Raw genomic sequence first — 19,688 nt, forward strand, 5'->3', positions numbered from 1 at the left:
GGCGCATCGGGCCCATCCGCCGCCACTCTTTCCGTGAACACCGCCGTGTCTGAACGCAAGCACCTACCCAACGTTGTACCGGCGCTGTTGCATATGCCGGACCCCGAACGGCTGTGGCCGTCCGAGCGGCCCGCCCACCACGCACCCCGCTTCCTGCTCCTTTATGGTTCGGTCCGCGAACGCTCCTATAGCCGATTGCTGACCCAAGAGGCGGCGCGGCTGCTGCAGGCGCTGGGCGGCGACGTCAGGATTTTCCACCCATCGGGCCTGCCGCTGCCGGACGATGCACCGGCCACCCATCCCAAGGTGCAAGAACTGCGCGAACTCGTGCAATGGGCCGAAGGCATGGTGTGGACGTCGCCCGAACGCCATGGTGCAATGACCGGCATCATGAAAGCGCAGATCGATTGGATTCCTCTGACGCTGGGCGCCATCCGGCCCACCCAGGGCAAGACCCTCGCGGTCATGGAAGTGTCCGGCGGTTCGCAGTCCTTCAATGCCGTGAACCAGATGCGCGTGCTGGGCCGCTGGATGCGCATGCTGACCATACCCAATCAGTCATCCGTGCCCAAGGCCTTCCTGGAATTCGACGAAGCGGGCCGCATGAAGCCATCCAGCTACTACGACCGGGTGGTCGACGTGATGGAGGAACTGATGAAGTTCACGCTGCTGACGCGCGACATCGCGGCTTACCTGGTGGATCGCTACAGCGAACGGAAAGAGAACGCCCAGCAGCTCTCCGCACGTGTCAACCAAGGAGCGCTCTGACAGCCATGCGTCTATCCCACCGCATCAGCGTTGTCGCGGCGCTCGGAACCACGCAGACGCTGGCCTGGGCCTCCTCCTACTATCTGCCCGCCGTGTTGAGCGTGCCGATGGCCCGGGACCTAGGCATCGGCGTGCCCACGGTGTTTGCGGCGTTTTCCTTCGCGCTGCTGATCTCCGCCCTGCTCGGCCCTTATTCCGGCCGGGCCATCGATCGCTGGGGCGGACGCCCCGTGCTGATCGCAACCAATCTGATCTTTGCCCTGGGCCTGTTCTGGCTGGGAAGCGTGCATTCCCCCTTCGGGCTGTTCGCGGCGTGGGCGGTGCTGGGCATCGGGATGGGCAGCGGCTTGTACGAAGCCGCGTTTGCTTCGCTGGTGCGTCTGTATGGGCAATCGTCGCGGGGCGCGATCTCGGGCATCACGCTTATCGCCGGCTTCGCCAGTACGGTGGGTTGGCCGCTGACCAGTTTCCTGCAAGTGGAGTTCGGCTGGCGCGAGGCGTGCCATGCCTGGGCGGCCCTGCATTTGATCCTGGCCCTGCCACTGAATTACCTGTTGCCCTCGCCATCGCCATCCGCCGCCGCCGAACACGCGCCGCGCGCGAGGCCGGCGGAGAACCCGACACCCGCTCGGACCACGTGGCCGTCCGTGGTCCTGGCGGTGGTCTTCGCCATTACGTGGTTCATCAGTACCGCGTTGGCCGCCCACCTGCCGCGCCTGCTGATGGGCGCGGGCGCGACCTTCGCCGCGGCCGTGGCAGCCGGGGCTTTGATGGGTCCGGCACAAGTGGGCGCGCGCATCCTGGAGTTCGGCTTGCTGCGCAAGGTACATCCGCTGCTCTCGGCGCGCCTGGCGACGGTGGCGCATCCCGTCGGTGCCCTATTGCTGCTGTTTTTCGGCGCGCCGCTTGCGTCGGTCTTTGTCATCCTTCATGGCGCCGGCAATGGCATCCTGACGATAGCCAAGGGCACGCTTCCCCTGGTGCTGTTCGGCTCGCAGGGCTACGGCGCGCGGCAGGGCATGTTGATGGTGCCGGCGCGCATCGCCCAGGCCTTGGCGCCATGGCTCTTCGGCCTGTGCCTGGACCAATGGGGCGACGGGGCGCTATGGGTATCAGCCACGCTGAGCGCGATCGGCTTCGCCGCCCTGCTTACGCTCAATGCCGACATGGGGAACGTGCGCGAACCGGCATCGGCCGGCGCCGCCACGCCTGGCGGCAGGTAGGCACGAAGGCCCATCCGGGTCGCGCTTGATTCAGATCACAACGCAGGTTTGAAGGTACGCCTACGCTCTTCTTGGGTCCGCATCGCGCGGACCGTACGCCGGGCGCGGACCGTACGCCGCGCATGGCCGGCCAAGGAGAAACCGCATGACAAAGACCATGAAGGCCGCGGTCGTCCGTGAATTCGGCAAACCGCTTGTAATCGAGGAAGTGGCCGTACCGACGCCCGGACCCGGCCAGATCCTGGTCAAGATCGCCGCCACCGGCGTCTGTCATACAGACCTGCACGCGGCCGACGGCGATTGGCCCGTCAAGCCTAAACCGCCTTTCATTCCCGGCCATGAAGGCGTGGGACACGTCGTCGGCATAGGCGCCGCCGTCAGGCACGTGAAGGAAGGCGATCGCGTGGGCGTTCCGTGGCTCTATACCGCCTGCGGCCATTGCCGGCACTGCCTGGGCGGTTGGGAAACGCTGTGCATGGAGCAGCAGAACACCGCCTATTCCGTGAACGGCAGCTTCGCCGAGTACGTCGTCGCCGACCCCAACTACGTCGGCCACCTGCCGGATAACGTCTCCTTCATCGACATCGCCCCCATCCTCTGCGCGGGCGTAACGGTGTACAAGGGGCTGAAGGTCACCGACACCAAGCCGGGCGATTGGGTGGTGGTGTCCGGCATCGGCGGCCTTGGCCATCTGGCTGTGCAGTACGCCAAGGCCATGGGCCTGAATGTCCTTGCGGTCGACATCGACGACGCGAAGTTGGACCTGGCCCGCCACCTTGGGGCGGCGCTGGCGATCAACGCCCGCAAGAGCGATCCGGTCGCCTTCGTGAAGAAGGAGATCGGCGGCGCGCAGGGCGTGCTCGTAACGGCGGTATCGCCGAAGGCGTTCGAGCAGGCGCTGGGCATGGTCGGACGCGGCGGCACCGTATCGCTGAACGGCCTGCCGCCGGGCGACTTTCCCCTCTCCATCTTCGACACCGTGCTGAACGGCATCACCGTGCGCGGCTCCATCGTGGGCACGCGGCTGGACCTGCAGGAGGCGCTGGACTTCGCCGGCGCGCGCAAGGTCAAGGCGACGGTCGCCACCGAAAAGCTGGAAGACATCAACGGGATTTTTTCGCGCATGCATCACGGCGACATTCAGGGACGTATCGTCATCGACTTCCAGAAGTAGCCGGCATTCCCCAGGAAATCCAAGCTTGCGCTTTCCACCCGCGCCCGCTGGGTTTATAAAGCCACGGGCAACCGCCCGTCAGCCCGTGCTCGCGCACTTTCGCGCGCGCGGCGCGGACTGGACGGTTGCGCAACGCCTGTCGCCTGCGTGGCGGCACGGCGCGGCTTCACGCAACATGGCCGCGGCAGAACGACATATCGTGGCCCGGCCGGCAAATAGGCAAGTGATGGAACGGCAAGGATTTTCGATAAAAAAAGATGGGGCGATCGCGTTGATCTTGTCCGCCCGCCTGGGGGATTCGTTGTTTCTGATGAACATCGCCAACAACCTGAGGCGGGCCGGGCGCCGCGTGGTGGTCTTCGGTACACACGGGTATGCGTTGGCGAACTGGTTTCCCGGCTTCGATATACGGCCGCTGCCCGGCGAAGACGAAATTGCAGCGCTGGGCGATTACGCTGCCATCATCCAGATGGCCGCGAGTGGTCCGATTGCGGGGCTGGACGAACGTTTTGCCCAGTTCCGGGCCATAAAGTCGCGGCCGGCGCCCAAGGCGCCGATGGACAGCGGGGGACGCGGCAGCCCCAGCTGGAGCGACGGCGCCCCAGGCCACGCCCACCGGTACAACGGCGCCATGGCCAGTTTCCGCGCGTTCACGCTATCCCTGTTCGGCTTGAGCGACTGGACGCGCGAAATCGGTTTGCAAGCCCCCGCCCACCTGCGGCCTCGCTTGCATGAGCGCCGCGTCATCATCCACCCGACGTCCAGCGAAGCTGCCCGATGCTGGAAACCGAGCCAGTATGTCGCCCTGGCCACCGTGCTGCGCACGCGAGGTTTCGAACCGGTTTTCGTGCTGGCACCGGCGGAGCGGGCGGAGTGGCGGGATTTGCTGGCCCGGCATGGCTTGTCCATCCTGGATGCCCCCGATCTGGCCCACACCGCGGAGGCGATCTACGAATCCGGCTGGTTCATCGGCACGGATTCCGGCATCGGGCATCTTGCGTCGGCCTGTGGGATTCCAACCGTGACCATCGTGGACCGCCCCCGGAACATGCGCCGATGGCGGCCGGTCTGGGCGCCGGGATTGGTGGTGCAGCCTTGGTGGCTGCCGATGCGATGGCTGCGCCGTGCCTATTGGCGCGAGGCCACCACCGTGGGAAGGACCTTGCGCACCTTCGATAAGCTGCGGAAATGGGTGGAGGACGACGGACGCGCGGCCGCCGAAGCGGCCGGAAATTCCAGGCCGCTACCTCGCTGATCCGGCGGCGAACTTATTCGTCCGGATCCACCCACATGTCGGTGATCCGGCCCGCGGCATCCGTCAGGATGGTCACGCGGCCCGGCTCGCGATCCATCGATACCGGTCCGGACGATATCCGCAGTTTCCGTCCGATCAGGTCGCCCAGCAGAAAGGTCACCACCTGGGAATGGATCGGTATCGCCAGGCTGCCCAGCTCGGTCCTGGATACCTGGCCGCTGTGCCAGGGCCAGGGGAAATCGCCGCCGCCATGGTCGCCGTTCGTGCGCATTGCCGTTGCTTGGATCATCGTACGCTCCCGGTATGCTGGCCCGTCCCATTGACGGGCTCGGATGGGAGTGTCCCGGCCTGGGCCCGCCGAAGATAGCTAGGCGTACGTCCTAGTCCGAACGCGGGCGGCGATCTGCCCTAGACCGGCCAGCGTATGCGTGTTCGGTCATGACCGGCCGTTATGCGCGCCGTCCATCTCCTTGCCGCCGCGCCTCGCCCCTCTGTGCCCTTCTCGCGCCGCCGACGGGCGCGGAGCCGGGTATGCCGGCCTGCGTGCATGCGCTGAACGTGTTCGACTACCTGTACGACGCGGACGAGGGATACGTCGGCTTGCGCCGCGTGCGTTGAAATCCGCTGTCCGCCAGGCGCTCGCAGCAGCGGCGTCGCGACGCCGTCCGCAACCGGCACTCAGGATTTATGTTCCACCGTCGCGGCCGCTGGCGTGTGCGCTTCCTCGCGGTCCCGTTCGGTGCGATCTGTCTTGCCCGCATCCGGCTTGACGGATTTGCCCGCGTGCCGCTTGGCCGCGGCCTGCTTGGCTTCCTGCGAATCGAATCGATGGGCCTTGCCCATGGCGTGGGCGGCGCGGCCTCCCTGTGCGGCGATCCCACGCAGCAGCTCGGGATCCATCGCGGCAAAGCCCCTCGGCTTGCGGCCCGTTTTGCGTTCCTCTGTCATCATGCGCCCCCTTTGGTCAGTGGCATGAATCAGGCAACGGGCGTGCCCAATAAGGCGCGTTCAGGGATTCCCTTGCATGCCGCACCCGACGATGAATCGGCAAGCGCCGGCCGGGATTTCTAAGGATCGGCACCACTTACCGCCTTTGTAGGCCTTACGGGGAAAAGCAAAACCAGCAGTGGCGCACGATTTCCGTACCGCGATGTTACTTAATATGTATTGCCGGGCGGCCCGGTGGGCGCTTGCTCTCAACGCCAAACAACTGCCTGTTAGGCTCCGCAAGCGTTACGGGCCAGCCCGCGGGCCCACACCCCACGCTTACAAACAGTGACGCCACTGGACCTGTAATGCCTGGTGCGATGCTATTTTTCCCGCGGGTCGACGGGCTGTTACAAGCAGCTGGTACGTCGGAGACCCGCACACGAGCTTTGAGGCCACCGCACCCGCAGTGGCCTCTTTTTTTGGCTCAATGCAACTTGACGCGCGGGTGTGTGCGCCGGGTCAACAGGCGAGCCAGCGCCAGCGACACCGTGCGGGAAAACCCCAGCACGGTACGGTGATGCAGCAGGTGCAGGCTGGCATACATCCAGCGCGCGATCGTCCCGCTAACGAAGAAACCGCGTCCCAGCAGCGCGCCCATCAGGCTTCCCACGCCGCGCTCACGGCCCAGCGCCACCAGCGAGCCGCGGTCCTTGTACACAAAATCGCCCGACGGTTCCGGCTTGCCGGTGATCCGGGCGCTGAGGCGGCGGCGCAGGTAACTGGCTTCCTGGTGCGCCGCCTGTGCGCGCGCCGGCACGACCTTGCCGTCCGGACGCGGCGCCGCGGCGCAATCGCCAAAAGCCAGGATATGCGGGTCTTCCGTCTGCAACCGGGCATCCACCTCCAGCTGGCCCGCGCGGTTGCGCGGCAGATCCAGATTGCCCAGGACGTCCGGGCCCTTGATGCCCGCGGCCCACATGCAAAGATCCGCGGGAAATGTGCGGCCATCCTTGGTGTGCACGGAGTCCTGCGTGACCTCGGATACCAGGCAGCCGCTTTCGATGGCGATGTCCAGGCTCTCCAGCCGCCGCTGCGCGGCGCGCGACAGCCGCTCCGGCAACCCAGCCAGGATGCGGGGCGCGCCCTCGATGATGCGTATTGCCAGGTCCCGGCGCGGGTCGAAGTTCGACAACTCGTAGGCGGCAACCAGGCGGCTGGCTTCCCGCAGTTCCGCGGCCAATTCAACCCCCGTGGCCCCCCCGCCGACGATGGCGATATTCAGCTTGGCCTGCGGATCGCCGGCTTTGGCCTGGTCGACCTTGACCATGGCTTGCAGCATGGTGAGACGGAATTGTTCGGCCGATTCCGGCGTATCCAGCGTGATCGCATGTTCGCGCGCGCCGGGCGTGCCGAAGAAGTTCGAGGTACTGCCCACCGCGACGACCAGGGTGTCATAGGCAATGTCGCGCTCGGGCAGCAATGGTTGGCCCGTCAGGCCGGACACGGCGCCGACGTGGACGATGCGACGGGCGCGGTCCACGCCCTGCATCGATCCCAGGACGAAGTTGAAATGCGACAGGCTGGCCAGCATCAGGTAGGACAGGCCTTCCTGCTGGACGTCCACCGTGCCCGCGGCGGCCTCGTGCAGGGTGGGTTTCCAGATATGCAGCATGTGGCTGTCCACGAGGGTGACGTGCTGGCGGCCATGCTTGCGGCCCAGTTCGGTGGCCAACTCCAGCCCGCCCGCGCCGCCGCCCACGATGACGACGCGGTGCGGCGGCCTCGCGGCCTGTGCCCGCGTGGGCACGCCGGCATCGGCGCTTCCGGGTTTGTCGGGCTGCGATTGTTCGCGCAGAAATACGGGGGTTTCGGGCATAAGGACACCTCGGCGCGGGCGCCGCCGCCGGGGACGGCGCAAGGAAACGGGGCGGCCCTCCGGCCGCCGGCCTATCCTTTTGGGCCAGCAAACGGTGTTCCATCGCGGTCGCGGCCCACGGCGCGTGATGCGCCGCGCGCCGATATGGCCAGCCAAGGTCTGCAAGCCCGACGCCCCTTGCGGCGCGCACGGTCTGGCCCAAGTCCCGGCGGGGCCGATGACGGCCGGACGGGCTACGGCCGTGGCTGGCCGTTGGAGGAATCCGCGGTCTGCTCAGGCCTCTTCGTGGTTTCTTCCCAACCGCCGCCCAGCGCCTTGTACAGGGCGACACGGTTCAGCAGCGCGCCCAGGCCTGCCTGTACCAGTTGCAGTTGCGCGTTGTAGTACGTCACCTGGGCGTTCTGCACCTGCAGGTAGCTGTCCACGCCGCCGTTGTAGCGCATGGTGGACAGATCCACTGTGCGCGCGGACGATGCCTCCAATGCACGCAGGGCCTGCACCTGCGTACCGTAGGTCGCCTCGCCCGCCAGCGCGTCCGAGACCTCCTGGAACGCCTGCTGGATGGATTTCTCGTATTGCGCCACCGCGATGTTGTTGCGTGCCTCGGCCACCGCCAGGTTCGAACGTATCGCCCCGCCGGCAAAGATGGGCGTTGTGATGGAAGGCGAAAAACTCCAGAACCCATGGCCGCCCTTGAACAGGTCGTCCAGGGACGGACTGGCCGCGCCCAGCAGGCCGGTCAGGGAAATCGTCGGAAAGAACGCCGCGCGCGCAGCGCCGATATTAGCGTTGGCCGCGCGCAAGGCGCTTTCGGCCGCAAGGATGTCGGGGCGGCGTTCCAGCAGCGCGGACGGCAGGCCGGCCGGGATGGTCGCCAGCACCTGCGCGTTGTCGAAAGGCGCGGCGGGCGGCAGGCCCGACGGCAGCGGTGCGCCTATCAGCAGCACCAGCGCGTTCACCGCCTGGGCCTGGAGGCGCGCCAATTCCGCCAGGTTGGCCGATGCGGCGTCCAGCAACGACTTGGCCTGGTTCAAGTCCAATTCCGACGACACGCCGCCGTCGAAGCGGCGCTTGACCAGGTCATAGGATGCCTGCCGCGCGTCCAGCGTCTTGCGTGTGAGCTCGAGCTGCACGTCGGCGGCGCGCAGGTTCAGGTAGGCCTGCGCCACCTCGCCCACCAGGGAAATCTGCACGCTGCGGCGCGCCTGTTCCGTGGATAGGTATTGCTGGTAAGCGGCCTCCGACAGGCTGCGCAGCCGGCCGAAGAGGTCGATCTCGAAGGTGGTCAATCCCAGGCCTGCCTGGTATTGGCTGCTGATCGAGGGCGAATGCGGGCCGCCCGCACGCAGGTCAGGCGGCAGGCGCTGCCGCGTGCCCTGGATGCCGGCACCTATGCTGGGAAACAGTTGACCGCGCTGCACGCCCCATTGGGCGCGGGCTTCCTCCACGCGCTGCACCGCCACGCGCAGATCGCGGTTGTTCTGCAACGAGACCGCGATCAGGGCCTGCAGCCGCGGATCGCGGAAGAAATCGCGCCAGCCGACGTCGGCCGCCGCGACATCGCCGGCTGGAGCCACCGCCGCGGCGGGCTGGGTGCCGGCCGTCGCGGCCTTGTCGTCGCCGCTGTACACCAGTTTGGGTTGATCCGGCCAGTCCGCCTGGACGGGCGCGGCGGGCCGCTCGTACTTCGGTGCGAGCGTGCAAGCGCTGAGCGCGGCGGCGACAGCCGTGGCCAGCGCGGCGTGTTTCAACATGGGCTGCGGGCGCATCATTCGGCCTTCCCTTCGGTGGCGGGCCTCGGCGGCGGCCCCTCCTGAGCCCGTTTCACCGCCTGCTCCTGCTCGAAGGCGTGTTTTTCCGCGCCCAGCAGGCGCGGCCTGGTCTTGAACAAGCCCAGCACGACGACGAAGAAGGTGGGCACGAAAATCACGGCGAACGGCGTGGCGGCCAGCATCCCGCCCAGCACGCCCAAACCCACCGCACGCTGGCTGGCGGCGCCCGCGCCGCTGGCGATGGCCAGCGGAATCACGCCAAGGATGAAGGCCAGCGAGGTCATCAAAATGGGGCGAAACCGCAGGCGGGCGGCCTCCACCGCGGCTTCGTAAAGCCCGGCGCCGCGCGCGTACTGGTCCTTGGCGAACTCGACGATCAGGATGGCGTTCTTGGCGGCCAGGCCGATGACCGTCACCATGCCGACCTGGAAGTACACGTCGTTGGACATGCCCAGCAAGCCCACCAGGCCGACGGCGCCCAGCATCCCCAGCGGCACGACCAGCATCACCGACAAGGGAATCGCCCAGCTTTCGTACAGGGCCGCGAGCACCAGGAACACGACCAGCAGCGACAGCCCCATCAGGATGGGCGCCTGGTTGCCCGCCTGCTGCTCCTGGTACGACAAGCCGTTCCACTCGTAGCCGAAGCCCGGTGGCAGCTGCGTCATCAGGTGCTCCATTTCCAGCATGGCTTCGCCACTGGTATGGCCCGGCGCCGCGTCGCCCGAGATGCGGATGGATTCATAGCTGTTGTAGCGCACGATCTGCACAGGCCCCTGGCCCCACTTCGCCGAGACGAAGCTGGACAAGGGCACCATGCCGCCAGTGCCGTTGCGCGCGTTCAGGTTCAGGATATCTTCCACCTGCATGCGGTAGGGCGCATCCGCCTGCACCCAGACGTTCTGCATGCGGCCGAAATTGGGAAACTTGTTGATCAGCGCGCTGCCCACGGCGGTGGAGATCAGCGCCGCGGCTTCGTCGAAGTCCACGCCCAGGGCCGCCGCCTTCTGGCGGTCGATGGTCAACGACAGCTGGGCGCTCGGCCCCAGGCCGGAGATGCGAACCTGCGACAGCACCGGGCTCTTCATGGCCAGGCCCATCAATTGGCCCGTGGCCGCGCCCAGGGCTTCGGTGCCCGCGCCGGCACGGTCCTGCAGGCGGAAATCGAAGCCCGTGGCGTTGCCCAGCGTGGAAATCGCCGGCGGCATCACCGTGAACACCATGGCGTCGTGGATGCCCATCAGCAGGCTGTTCAATGCCCGGAACGACACCGCCTGCGCGGAATCCGCGCGCGACTTGCGCTGGTCGAAGTCCTTCAGGGTGGTGAAGGCAATGGCGGCATTCAGGCCGTTGCCATTGAAGCTGAAGCCCTGCACCGCGATGATGTTCTGTACCTGCGGCTGCGCCAGGAAGTACTTTTCCACGTCCTGCAGCACCTCGACGGCGCGGTTCGCGCTGGACCCCGACGGCAGTTCGATGTTGCTGATCACATAGCCCTGGTCTTCTTCCGGCAGGAAGGACGACGGCATGCGCCAATACAGCCAGCCCAGCGCCAGGACCAGCACCAGGTAGATCAACATCATCCGGCCGCCCTTGTGCAGGATGCGCGAAACCCAGTTCTGGTAAGCGTGCGTGCCCCGATCGAAACGTCGGTTGAACCAGCCGAAAAAGCCGCGCTTTTCCTCATGCCGGTCCGCCGGCACGGGTTTCAGGATGGTCGCGCACAGGGCAGGCGTGAAGCTCAGCGCCAGGAAGGCGGAGAAGAAAATCGACACCGCCATGGCCACGGCGAACTGCCGGTAGATCACCCCTACCGAGCCGCCCATGAAGGCCAGCGGCAGGAAGACGCTGACCAGCACCAGCGTAATGCCGGTGATGGCCCCGGTGATCTGCGGCATCGCGCGCGACGTCGCTTCCTTGGGCGACAGGCCTTCGGTCGCCATGATCCGCTCGACGTTTTCCACCACCACGATGGCGTCGTCCACCAGGATGCCGATCGCCAGCACCATCGCGAACATGGTCAACACGTTGATGGAAAAGCCCAGCGCCAGCATGACCGCGAAGGCGCCCATCATCGCCACCGGCACGACCAGGGCCGGGATGATGGTGTAGCGCACATTCTGCAGGAACAGGAACATCACCAGGAACACCAGCACCATCGCTTCCAGCAGCGTCTTGACCACATCGGAGATCGAGGTCTGGACGTAGGGCGCGGTGTCGTAGGGAATGTCGTACTTGATGTTGGCGGGAAAGTACTTCGACAACTGCTCCATCTGCTGGCGCACGCCCTTGGCGGTGGCCAGGGCGTTGGCGTCCGGCGACAGGATGATGGCAAAGGCGGCCGTCGGCTTGCCGTTCAGGCGCGCGCCGAAGAAGTAGTTGTCCGCCCCGATCTCGACACGCGCGACGTCACGTATGCGCACCACCGAACCGTCGGTGTTCGCGCGCAGCACCAGGTTGCCGAAGCCCTCCACCGTCGAGAGCTGGCCGTTGGCGATCACGGTGGCCGTGGTGCGCTGGGCCGCCGGATTGGGCGGCCCGCCCATATTCCCGCCGGAAATCAGGACATTCTGCTGGGCAATGACCCGATTGACGTCGGACATGCTCAGGTTGTAGCCGACCAGCTTCTGCGGATCGACCCAGATGCGCATGGCGCGCGGCGCGGCGAACAACTGGAACTGGCCCACGCCGGGCACGCGCGACACGGGGTTCTTGACGTTGCGCGTGACGTAGTCGGCCAGCGCGGTCTGGTCCATGGTGCCGTCGGTGGAGGACACCGTGACGATCATCAGGAAGCCCGTGCTGGTCTGCTGGAATTGCACACCCTGTTGCGCCACCGCCGCCGGCAGCTGGGCGGTCACGTTGGCGACGCGGTTCTGCACGTCCACCTGCGCCAGGTCCGGATCGCGGCCCGGTGCGAAGGTGGCGGTAATGGTGGACTGGCCGTTCGAGTCGCTGACCGACTCGTAATACAGCAAGCCCTTGGCGCCGTTGAGCTGGTCCTCGATCAGGCTCGTCACCGAGTCGGCCACTTCCTTGGCCGAGGCCCCGGGATAGGTCGCCGTGATTTCGATGGCCGGTGGCGCGACGTTGGGATACTGCGAAACCGGCATATTGGGAATCGCGAGCAGCCCGGCGAGCAGGATGAACAGCGCGACAACCCAGGCAAAAATCGGTCTATCGATAAAAAATTGCGGCATGAGGCCTGACCTTGAAGACGATACTCATGAAGCGGGGAACGGCGGCCCGGCTCGGCGCCTCGCCGATTACGACTTCTGTTCGGCCGGCCGGGCCGGCGCCGGCTGCTTGCCGGGCTCCCCACCCGCGCCAGCGGCCGGGGCCTGCCGAGGCGCGCCCGACGAGGCCGCGCCGGCCTGACCGGCCGCGGCGCCCGCCTGGCCGGGTGCCGCGGCAGTGGCTTGGCCCGGGGCCCATTGCGAGACCTTCACGGGCGCGCCAGGACGGACCTTCTGGAAGCCTTCCACGACCACGACGTCGCCGGCATTCAGCCCGCTGGTCACCACCCAGCGCCCATTGATGGCGTTGCCCGTGGTGACGCTCACCTGGTCGATCTTGCCGTCCTTCACCAGCAGCAGGCTTTGCAAGCCGTCGGGCGTGCGCTGCAGCGCCTGCTGGGGCACCAGCAAGGCCCTGTCGTCCACGCCCTGGGTAAGCCGCACGCGCACATACATGCCGGGCAGCAGAACGGTATCCGGATTGGGAAACTCGGCGCGCAGATTGACCTGGCCGGTCGAGGGATCGACGGTAATGCCGGTGAACAGCAGCTTGCCCTTGTGCGAATAAGTCGAGCCATCTTCCAGCACGACTTCGGCCAAGGCCGCGTTATCGCCGACCTTCTGCAGCCGGCCCGAGGCAAAGGCCTTGCGCAGCGCCGCCAGGTCCGTGGTGGACTGCGTGAAGTCGACGTAGATGGGATCGAGCTGCTGCACCAGGGCCATCTGGGTGGCCGAGGTGCCTTCGACCAGCGCGCCCTCGGTGATCAGCGGCTTGCCGATGCGGCCCGTGATCGGCGACGTCACGTTGGTGTAGCCCAGGTTGATGGCCGCGTTCTGCAGATTGGCCTTGGCGGCGGCCACCGCGGCCTCGGCCTGCCGATAGCTGGCCACCGCGTTGTCGTATTCCTGCTTGCTGACCGCATTGGCCTTGACCAGCGGCGCATAGCGGTCGGCCAGCGCCTTGGCGCTGAACAGGTCGGCCTGCGACTGTTTCAATTGCGCCGCGGCCTGGTCGTAGGCGGCCTTGTAGGGCGCGGGATCGATTTTGAACAGCAGCTGGTTTTCCTTGACGTCGCCGCCCTGCTGGAAAACGATCTTCTGGACGATGCCGGTAACGCGCGCGCGGATCTGCGCGTCGCGCACGGCATCGACACGGCCGGGCAGGTCCGCGACGCTGGGCGCGCTTTCGGGCTGGACGGTGACGACGCTGACTTGCGGTGGACCGGGATTCAGTTGCGGCCGTTCGCCGCACCCCGCCAGGAAAAGCGCCGCGGCGGTGAAGGTAATCAGGGGGACAGCTACGCGCTTGGGGTTGCGTCGAGGCGCAAAGTGCATGGAATCCTCTCGCCATCGGCATGCGGCGATGCCGTTTTCTTCGAATGAAGCGGAGGCGCCAAGGACCGGCGCTCATGGCGATACGCAAACCATGCCCCTACCCCATTTTCCCCCGCGGGCCGCGTTAATGTAACTCATTCACCGAATTCGCACCATATTGTGCGCTGAAGTTTCATCTGCGCATGTGCGCGGATACATTTCCCGGGCGTAGCACGTAACACATGGGCGCGAAGCCGCCCTGCCATGCTTACACAAGGCAACAAAAAGCCGGGCAAGCGCCCGGCTAGGTCATTGAGCGAGGCGCCGCGCGGCGGCGCCCGCGCGCCCTCAATCTCGCGTCTGCAGCTCCAGCGAACGGTTGATGCGCAGCGCCAGCAGCGTGCACGCCACGCCGGACAGCAGATAGATGCTGACCGCCACCAGGCCGAAGCGGGCCGACAGGCTGAGCGCGACGACGGGCGCGAAGGCGGCGCCGAACAGCCAGGCGAAATCGGCGGTGAAGGCGGCGCCCGTGTAGCGGAAACGGCGGTTGAAATTGGCCGTCACGGTGCCGGAGGCCTGGCCATACGACAGGCCCAGCAGGATGAACCCGACAAGAATGAAGGCATCCTGTGCCGCGGTCCCGCCATCCAGCAGCCACGGCGTGCACAGGCTGAATACGCCGATCAGGCAGGCCAGGGCGCCCAGCGTATTGCGGCGGCCGATCCGGTCGGCCAGCCAGCCCGAGGCCATGGTGCCCAGGATACCCAGGAAGGCCCCGACAATCTGGATGCTGAGGATGGCATCGATGGACTGCGTGGACTGCAGGGCCAGCCAGGACAGAGGGAAGATCGTGACCAGGTGGAACAGCGCATAGCTGGCCAGCGCCGCGAAGGCGCCCAGGAAGACGTTGTAGCCCTGTTGCCGGATCAGCGTGGTGGCTGGGATGGGTTCCAGTTCGCCCTCTTCCAGCAGCCGCGTGTATTCATGCGTGACCACCAGGCGCAGCCGGGCGAACAGCGCGACGACGTTGATCGCGAAAGCCACGTAGAAGGGATAGCGCCAACCCCAGTCGGAAAAATCGTCCGCGCTCAGATTGGTGTGCAGATACAGGAACAGCCCGCCCGCCAGGAGGAAGCCGATGGGCGCGCCCAGCTGGCCCAGCATCGCATACCAGCCGCGGCGCTCCTGCGGTGCGTTCAAGGCCAGCAGCGACGGCAGGCCATCCCAGGCGCCGCCGGTCGCCAGCCCTTGGAGGCAGCGGAAAACGGCAAGCAATATAATGGCGCGGCCGCCCAGGGTGTTGAACGTGGGCAGGAACGCGATTCCGGCGGTGGCCGTCCCCAGTAGGAACAGGGCAACGGTCAGCTTGGCCGCCCGGCCCCAGCGACGCTGCACGGCCATGAACAAGGCCGTGCCGAAAGGCCGGGCGATGAAGGCGAAGGAAAATATGACGAAGGCGGCAAGTATGCCTTCGAGCCGCGTGAGAAACGGGAAAAACACCTGCGGGAAGATCAGTACCGACGCAATCCCGTACACGAAGAAATCGAAGTATTCGGACGCTCGCCCGATGACGACGCCGATCGCGATTTCTCCGGGCGCGACCTTGGAATGATCGGCGGTAGTCAACCTGGCGTCGTGCTCGAGCGAAGTCGAGGACGCACGGGGGAATCCTGCAGTCATGGACATCTTATTTCCTCGCGATTGTTGCTACACCGGCGATCCCTGTCTCTGGAGACCGCTTCCGTCTATCGCGCGGGCCTGCTGCTTACCGAATATTGCCCTTGCTCAGGCCCGGCACGCCTTAGCATGGCATGACTTTCCGCTTGCCGCCATAGGTAGGACAAAATGTCCACTTTCCGCAGTGCGTCAAAAATTGTACATTTCGCGTGATTTTTTCTTTCCAGCTTACGCGGTTCTTACACACCCGTCAGGCTTCCGCTCCGTTTCCGTTTAGGCTTTTGTCGCCCGGCATGTCATCCTCCAAGCTCCCCCGCCGACTTATCCTGCTTCCCTTCGTCGCTCTGCTCGCCCTGCTGGGTGGCTGTAAAGCGGTCGTTATGTCCCCTTCCGGGGATATTGCAATGCAGCAACGCGATCTCATCATCATCTCGACCGCGTTGATGCTGATCATCATCATCCCCGTCATCATCCTGACCCTGGTCTTCGCCTGGCGCTATCGCGCGTCGAATACCAATGCCACCTACGATCCGGAATGGCACCATTCCACGGTGGTCGAACTGGTGGTCTGGTCCGCGCCCCTGCTCATCATCATCGCGCTGGGCGCGCTGACCTGGGTCACCACGCACCGGCTGGACCCGTACCGGCCCCTGGACCGCATCGCCGAAGGCCACGAATTGCCCACCAACGTCAAGCCGCTGACGGTCGACGTGGTGGCGCTGGACTGGAAGTGGCTCTTCATCTACCCGGAAGAAGGCATCGCCACCGTCAACGAGCTGGTCGCCCCGGTCAACCGCCCGATCCAATTCAAGATCACGGCGTCGACGATGATGAACTCCTTCTTCATTCCGGCACTGGCAGGCCAGGTGTATGCGATGGCCGGCATGGAAACCCAGCTGCACGCGGTGATCAACACCGCTGGCGTGTACGAAGGCTTTTCCGCCAACTACAGCGGCGCGGGCTTCTCGGACATGCGCTTCAAGTTCTACGGCATGAACACCGCCGATTTCAACAACTGGGTCCAACAAACGCGTGAAGGCGGCGGCGACCTGACGCGCGAGGTCTACCTGAAGCTGGCACAGCCCAGCGAAAAAGACCCCGTGCGGCGCTACGCCAAGGTGGATGCGGACCTCTTCGACGCCATCCTGAACCGCTGCGTCGAGTCGAACCGCATGTGCCTGAAGGACATGATGGCCATCGACGAGAAGGGCGGCCTGGGCAAGTCCGGCACGTATAACGTCGCCACCGATGCTTCGACCCGCGTCCGTCTCGGCCTGGCCGGGACGCCCGCCCGCAATTACGTCGGCGCCGTCTGCACGCCCGCCAACCCCACGGGGTCGGGCGTCCTGGACGACCGCGTACCGCTTTGAGCCGCCCGCTTTTCTTTTCGCCTTGCGCGTCCCGTCACGGGAATCGAGATGTTTGAGAACCTAGACCTGCACAAACTCCTACTTGGCCGCCTATCGCTAGAGGCCATTCCCTACCACGAACCCATCCTGGTGATGACGTTCATCTTCGTTGCCATCGGCGGCCTCGCGCTGCTGGGCGCGTTGACGTACTACCGCGTCTGGGGCTATCTGTGGCGCGATTGGTTCACCAGCATCGACCACAAGAAGATCGGCGTCATGTATATCGTGCTGGCGATCATCATGCTGCTGCGCGGCTTCTCCGACGCGATCATGATGCGGCTGCAGCAGGCCATCGCCTTCGGCGACTCGGCCGGCTACCTGCCGCCGCATCACTATGACCAGATCTTCACCGCGCACGGCGTCATCATGATCTTCTTCGTGGCCATGCCTTTGGTCACGGGGCTGATGAACTACGTCGTGCCGCTGCAGATCGGCGCGCGCGACGTCGCGTTTCCCTTCCTGAACAACTTCAGCTTCTGGATGACCGTGGGCGGCGCCGCGTTGACGATGACCTCGCTGTTCGTCGGCGAGTTCGCGCGCACGGGCTGGCTGGCGTATCCGCCGCTGTCGGGCATCCTGCAGAGTCCGGACGTGGGGGTGGATTACTACATCTGGGGATTGCAGGTCGCGGGCCTGGGGACATTGCTATCAGGGATCAACCTGCTGGTCACCATCGTGAAGATGCGCGCGCCCGGCATGGGCATGATGAAGATGCCCATCTTCACCTGGACCTCGCTGTGCACCAACGTGCTCATCGTCGCGGCCTTCCCCATCCTGACCGCGGTGCTGGCCCTGTTGACGCTGGACCGCTACGTCGGCACGAACTTCTTCACGAACGACTTCGGCGGCAACCCGATGATGTACGTGAACCTGATCTGGATCTGGGGCCACCCCGAGGTGTACATCCTGATCCTGCCGGCGTTTGGTGTGTTCTCGGAAGTCGTGTCCACCTATAGCGGCAAGCGCCTGTTCGGCTATGCCTCCATGGTGTACGCCACCGTCGTGATCACCGTGCTGTCCTACCTGGTGTGGCTGCATCACTTCTTCACCATGGGTTCGGGGGCGAGCGTGAACTCGTTCTTCGGCATCACCACCATGATCATCTCCATCCCGACCGGGGCGAAGATCTTCAACTGGCTGTTCACCATGTACCGCGGGCGCATCCGTTTCGACGTGCCGATGCTGTGGACGGTGGGCTTCATGGTGACCTTCGTGATCGGCGGCATGACCGGCGTGATGCTGGCCGTCCCGCCCGCCGACTTCGTGCTGCACAACAGCCTGTTCCTGATCGCCCACTTCCACAACGTGATCATCGGCGGCGTGGTGTTCGGCATGTTCGCCGGCATCAACTACTGGTTCCCCAAGGCCTTCGGCTTCAAGCTGGACGAGTTCTGGGGCAAGTGCTCGTTCTGGTTCTGGCTGGTGGGCTTCTGGGTCGCCTTCATGCCGCTGTACATCCTGGGCCTGATGGGCGTGACGCGCCGCATGAACCACTTCGACGATCCGTCGCTGCAGGTGTGGTTCGTCATCGCGGCCTTCGGCGCCGTGCTGATCGCCATCGGCATTGCCTGCTTCCTGATCCAGATCTACGTCAGCATCCGCCGCCGCGAACAGCTGCGCGACGTCACCGGCGACCCCTGGAACGGCCGCACGCTGGAATGGTCGACGTCGTCGCCGCCGCCCGCCTACAACTTCGCTTTCACCCCGCAGATCCATGAAGGCGACGCCTGGTGGCAAATGAAGCAGCGCGGCGCACAGCGCCCGACGGAAGGGTTCATCCCCATCCACATGCCGAAGAACACCGCGGCGGGCATCATCCTGGCCGGCCTGTGCACCCTGTTCGGGTTCGGCATGATCTGGCAAATGTGGCTGCTGGTGATCGTATCGTTCGTCGCCGTCCTGGCGGTGGCGATCGGCCACAGCTTCAACTACAAGCGTGATTACTACATTCCTGCGGACGAAGTCGTTCGCGTCGAAGCCGAGCGTACCCGTCTGCTAGCAAACCATGTCTAAAACCACCGTCCTTACGCAACCCGGCGGCGCGGCGTCGCCGGAGGCCCTCAGTTTCTACCTGACCGAGGAGCACCACCCGAAGAACGGCACGCTGCTGGGCTTCTGGGTCTACCTGATGAGCGATTGCCTCATCTTTGCCAGCCTGTTCGCGATTTACGGCGTGCTGGGCCGCAGCTATGCGGCCGGCCCGTCGGGCGCCGACCTGTTCGACCTGCCGCTGGTCGCGCTGAACACCTCCATGCTGCTGTTGTCGTCCATTACCTATGGCTTCGCCATGCTGGAGATGAACCGCAACCGCGTGGGCGCCACGCAGTTCTGGCTGCTGATCACCGGGCTGTTCGGCGCGGCGTTCATCGGACTGGAACTGTTCGAATTCGCGCACCTGATCCACGAAGGCAACGGGCCCGGCCGCAGCGCCTTCCTGTCGTCCTTCTTTACCCTGGTGGGCACGCACGGCCTGCACGTCACCAGCGGCATCATCTGGCTGATCACCCTGATGGTCCAGGTCGGCCGCTTCGGCTTGACCGCGGCCAACAAGCGCCGCCTGATGTGCCTGTCGATGTTCTGGCACTTCCTGGACGTCGTCTGGATCGGCGTGTTCACCTTTGTCTACTTGATGGGAGTGCTGCCATGAGCACGCATGACGCTACGCTGGCCCATGGCGATCACGACCATGGCCACGATCATCACGACGACCACGGCGACGGCGCCGCGCACGGCACCTTCAAGGGGTACATGACGGGCTTCATCCTGTCGGTGATCCTGACGGCGATTCCGTTCTGGGTTGTCATGAACAAGGTGTTCGCCCAGTCCAGCACGACCGCCATGGTCGTCCTGGGCCTGGCGGCGGTGCAGATCGTGGTGCACATGATCTACTTCCTGCACATGAATACCCGTTCCGAAGGCGGCTGGACCATGCTGGCGCTGATCTTCACCGTGGTGATCGTCGTCATCACGCTGGCCGGATCGCTCTGGGTCATGTATCACCTGAACGTGAACATGATGCCGTCCATGACCGACATGAAGAACATGCCCTGA

16 protein-coding genes are annotated in these 19,688 nt (G+C 65.4%); 9 read left to right on the top strand and 7 right to left on the bottom strand.

Features of this window, described 5'->3' with window-relative positions; all coding sequences use genetic code 11:
- Positions 1-45 precede the first annotated feature (45 nt).
- From arsH to AKI39_RS18585, 4 genes are all read left to right on the top strand, one after another.
- Positions 46-768: an arsenical resistance protein ArsH gene (arsH, locus tag AKI39_RS18570; RefSeq protein WP_066643300.1), complete on the top strand. Its 723-nt coding sequence runs from the start codon at positions 46-48 to the stop codon at positions 766-768.
- Between the two features lie 5 nt (positions 769-773).
- On the top strand, positions 774-1,991 hold the full coding sequence (locus tag AKI39_RS18575; RefSeq protein ID WP_066639347.1) for an MFS transporter: 1,218 nt from the start codon (positions 774-776) through the stop codon (positions 1,989-1,991).
- A gap of 145 nt (positions 1,992-2,136) precedes the next feature.
- Entirely contained in the window at positions 2,137-3,165 is a 1,029-nt protein-coding gene (gene adhP / locus AKI39_RS18580) for an alcohol dehydrogenase AdhP (protein WP_066639356.1), read from the top strand.
- A gap of 310 nt (positions 3,166-3,475) precedes the next feature.
- Positions 3,476-4,420 carry a glycosyltransferase family 9 protein gene (locus AKI39_RS18585; RefSeq protein WP_235610673.1) on the top strand — a complete coding sequence of 315 codons (945 nt, stop codon included), beginning with the start codon at positions 3,476-3,478 and terminating at the stop codon, positions 4,418-4,420.
- Positions 4,421-4,433: 13 nt separating this feature from the next.
- Here the strand turns inward: AKI39_RS18585 and AKI39_RS18590 are convergent, their stop codons facing one another.
- Positions 4,434-4,709 (bottom strand): hypothetical protein, encoded by a 276-nt coding sequence (locus tag AKI39_RS18590; RefSeq protein ID WP_066639358.1) that lies wholly within the window; start codon positions 4,707-4,709, stop codon positions 4,434-4,436.
- 149 nt (positions 4,710-4,858) lie between these two features.
- Between AKI39_RS18590 and AKI39_RS25560 the strand changes: the two genes are divergently transcribed.
- Positions 4,859-5,038, top strand: a complete 180-nt coding sequence (locus AKI39_RS25560; RefSeq protein ID WP_145925315.1) for a hypothetical protein — start codon at positions 4,859-4,861, stop codon at positions 5,036-5,038.
- A gap of 60 nt (positions 5,039-5,098) precedes the next feature.
- On the opposite strand, the gene AKI39_RS18595 is transcribed toward AKI39_RS25560, so the two are convergent.
- The 6 genes from AKI39_RS18595 to AKI39_RS18620 all read right to left on the bottom strand — a co-directional run bounded on the left by AKI39_RS18595 (position 5,099) and on the right by AKI39_RS18620 (position 15,237).
- Entirely contained in the window at positions 5,099-5,371 is a 273-nt protein-coding gene (locus tag AKI39_RS18595; protein WP_066639359.1) for a KGG domain-containing protein, read from the bottom strand.
- Between the two features lie 463 nt (positions 5,372-5,834).
- Positions 5,835-7,226, bottom strand: a complete 1,392-nt coding sequence (locus AKI39_RS18600) for an NAD(P)/FAD-dependent oxidoreductase (protein ID WP_083228922.1) — start codon at positions 7,224-7,226, stop codon at positions 5,835-5,837.
- A 233-nt stretch (positions 7,227-7,459) separates the two neighbouring features.
- Positions 7,460-8,998 (bottom strand): efflux transporter outer membrane subunit, encoded by a 1,539-nt coding sequence (locus AKI39_RS18605; protein ID WP_066639361.1) that lies wholly within the window; start codon positions 8,996-8,998, stop codon positions 7,460-7,462.
- Positions 8,995-12,198, bottom strand: coding sequence for an efflux RND transporter permease subunit (locus AKI39_RS18610; protein ID WP_066639368.1), 3,204 nt, complete (start codon positions 12,196-12,198; stop codon positions 8,995-8,997). Before AKI39_RS18610 ends, AKI39_RS18605 begins: the two co-directional genes overlap by 4 nt.
- Positions 12,199-12,264: 66 nt before the next feature.
- Entirely contained in the window at positions 12,265-13,569 is a 1,305-nt protein-coding gene (locus tag AKI39_RS18615) for an efflux RND transporter periplasmic adaptor subunit (RefSeq protein WP_066639369.1), read from the bottom strand.
- Positions 13,570-13,896: 327 nt separating this feature from the next.
- Positions 13,897-15,237: an MFS transporter gene (locus AKI39_RS18620; RefSeq protein ID WP_083228923.1), complete on the bottom strand. Its 1,341-nt coding sequence runs from the start codon at positions 15,235-15,237 to the stop codon at positions 13,897-13,899.
- Positions 15,238-15,521: 284 nt separating this feature from the next.
- On the opposite strand from AKI39_RS18620, the gene cyoA reads away from it, so the two are divergent.
- From cyoA to cyoD, 4 genes are read left to right on the top strand one after another with little or no spacing between them, the layout of a single operon-like run.
- On the top strand, positions 15,522-16,598 hold the full coding sequence (cyoA, locus tag AKI39_RS18625; RefSeq protein ID WP_066639370.1) for a ubiquinol oxidase subunit II: 1,077 nt from the start codon (positions 15,522-15,524) through the stop codon (positions 16,596-16,598).
- Between the two features lie 48 nt (positions 16,599-16,646).
- Complete coding sequence (cyoB, locus tag AKI39_RS18630; protein WP_201258517.1) at positions 16,647-18,650, top strand: cytochrome o ubiquinol oxidase subunit I; 2,004 nt, start codon at positions 16,647-16,649, stop codon at positions 18,648-18,650.
- Complete coding sequence (cyoC, locus tag AKI39_RS18635; RefSeq protein ID WP_066639372.1) at positions 18,643-19,284, top strand: cytochrome o ubiquinol oxidase subunit III; 642 nt, start codon at positions 18,643-18,645, stop codon at positions 19,282-19,284. The genes cyoB and cyoC overlap by 8 nt, the downstream gene beginning before the upstream one ends.
- On the top strand, positions 19,281-19,688 hold the full coding sequence (cyoD, locus tag AKI39_RS18640; RefSeq protein ID WP_066639375.1) for a cytochrome o ubiquinol oxidase subunit IV: 408 nt from the start codon (positions 19,281-19,283) through the stop codon (positions 19,686-19,688). Before cyoC ends, cyoD begins: the two co-directional genes overlap by 4 nt.

The organism is Bordetella sp. H567, assembly GCF_001704295.1.
Classification (GTDB): Bacteria; Pseudomonadota; Gammaproteobacteria; order Burkholderiales; family Burkholderiaceae_B; genus Bordetella_C.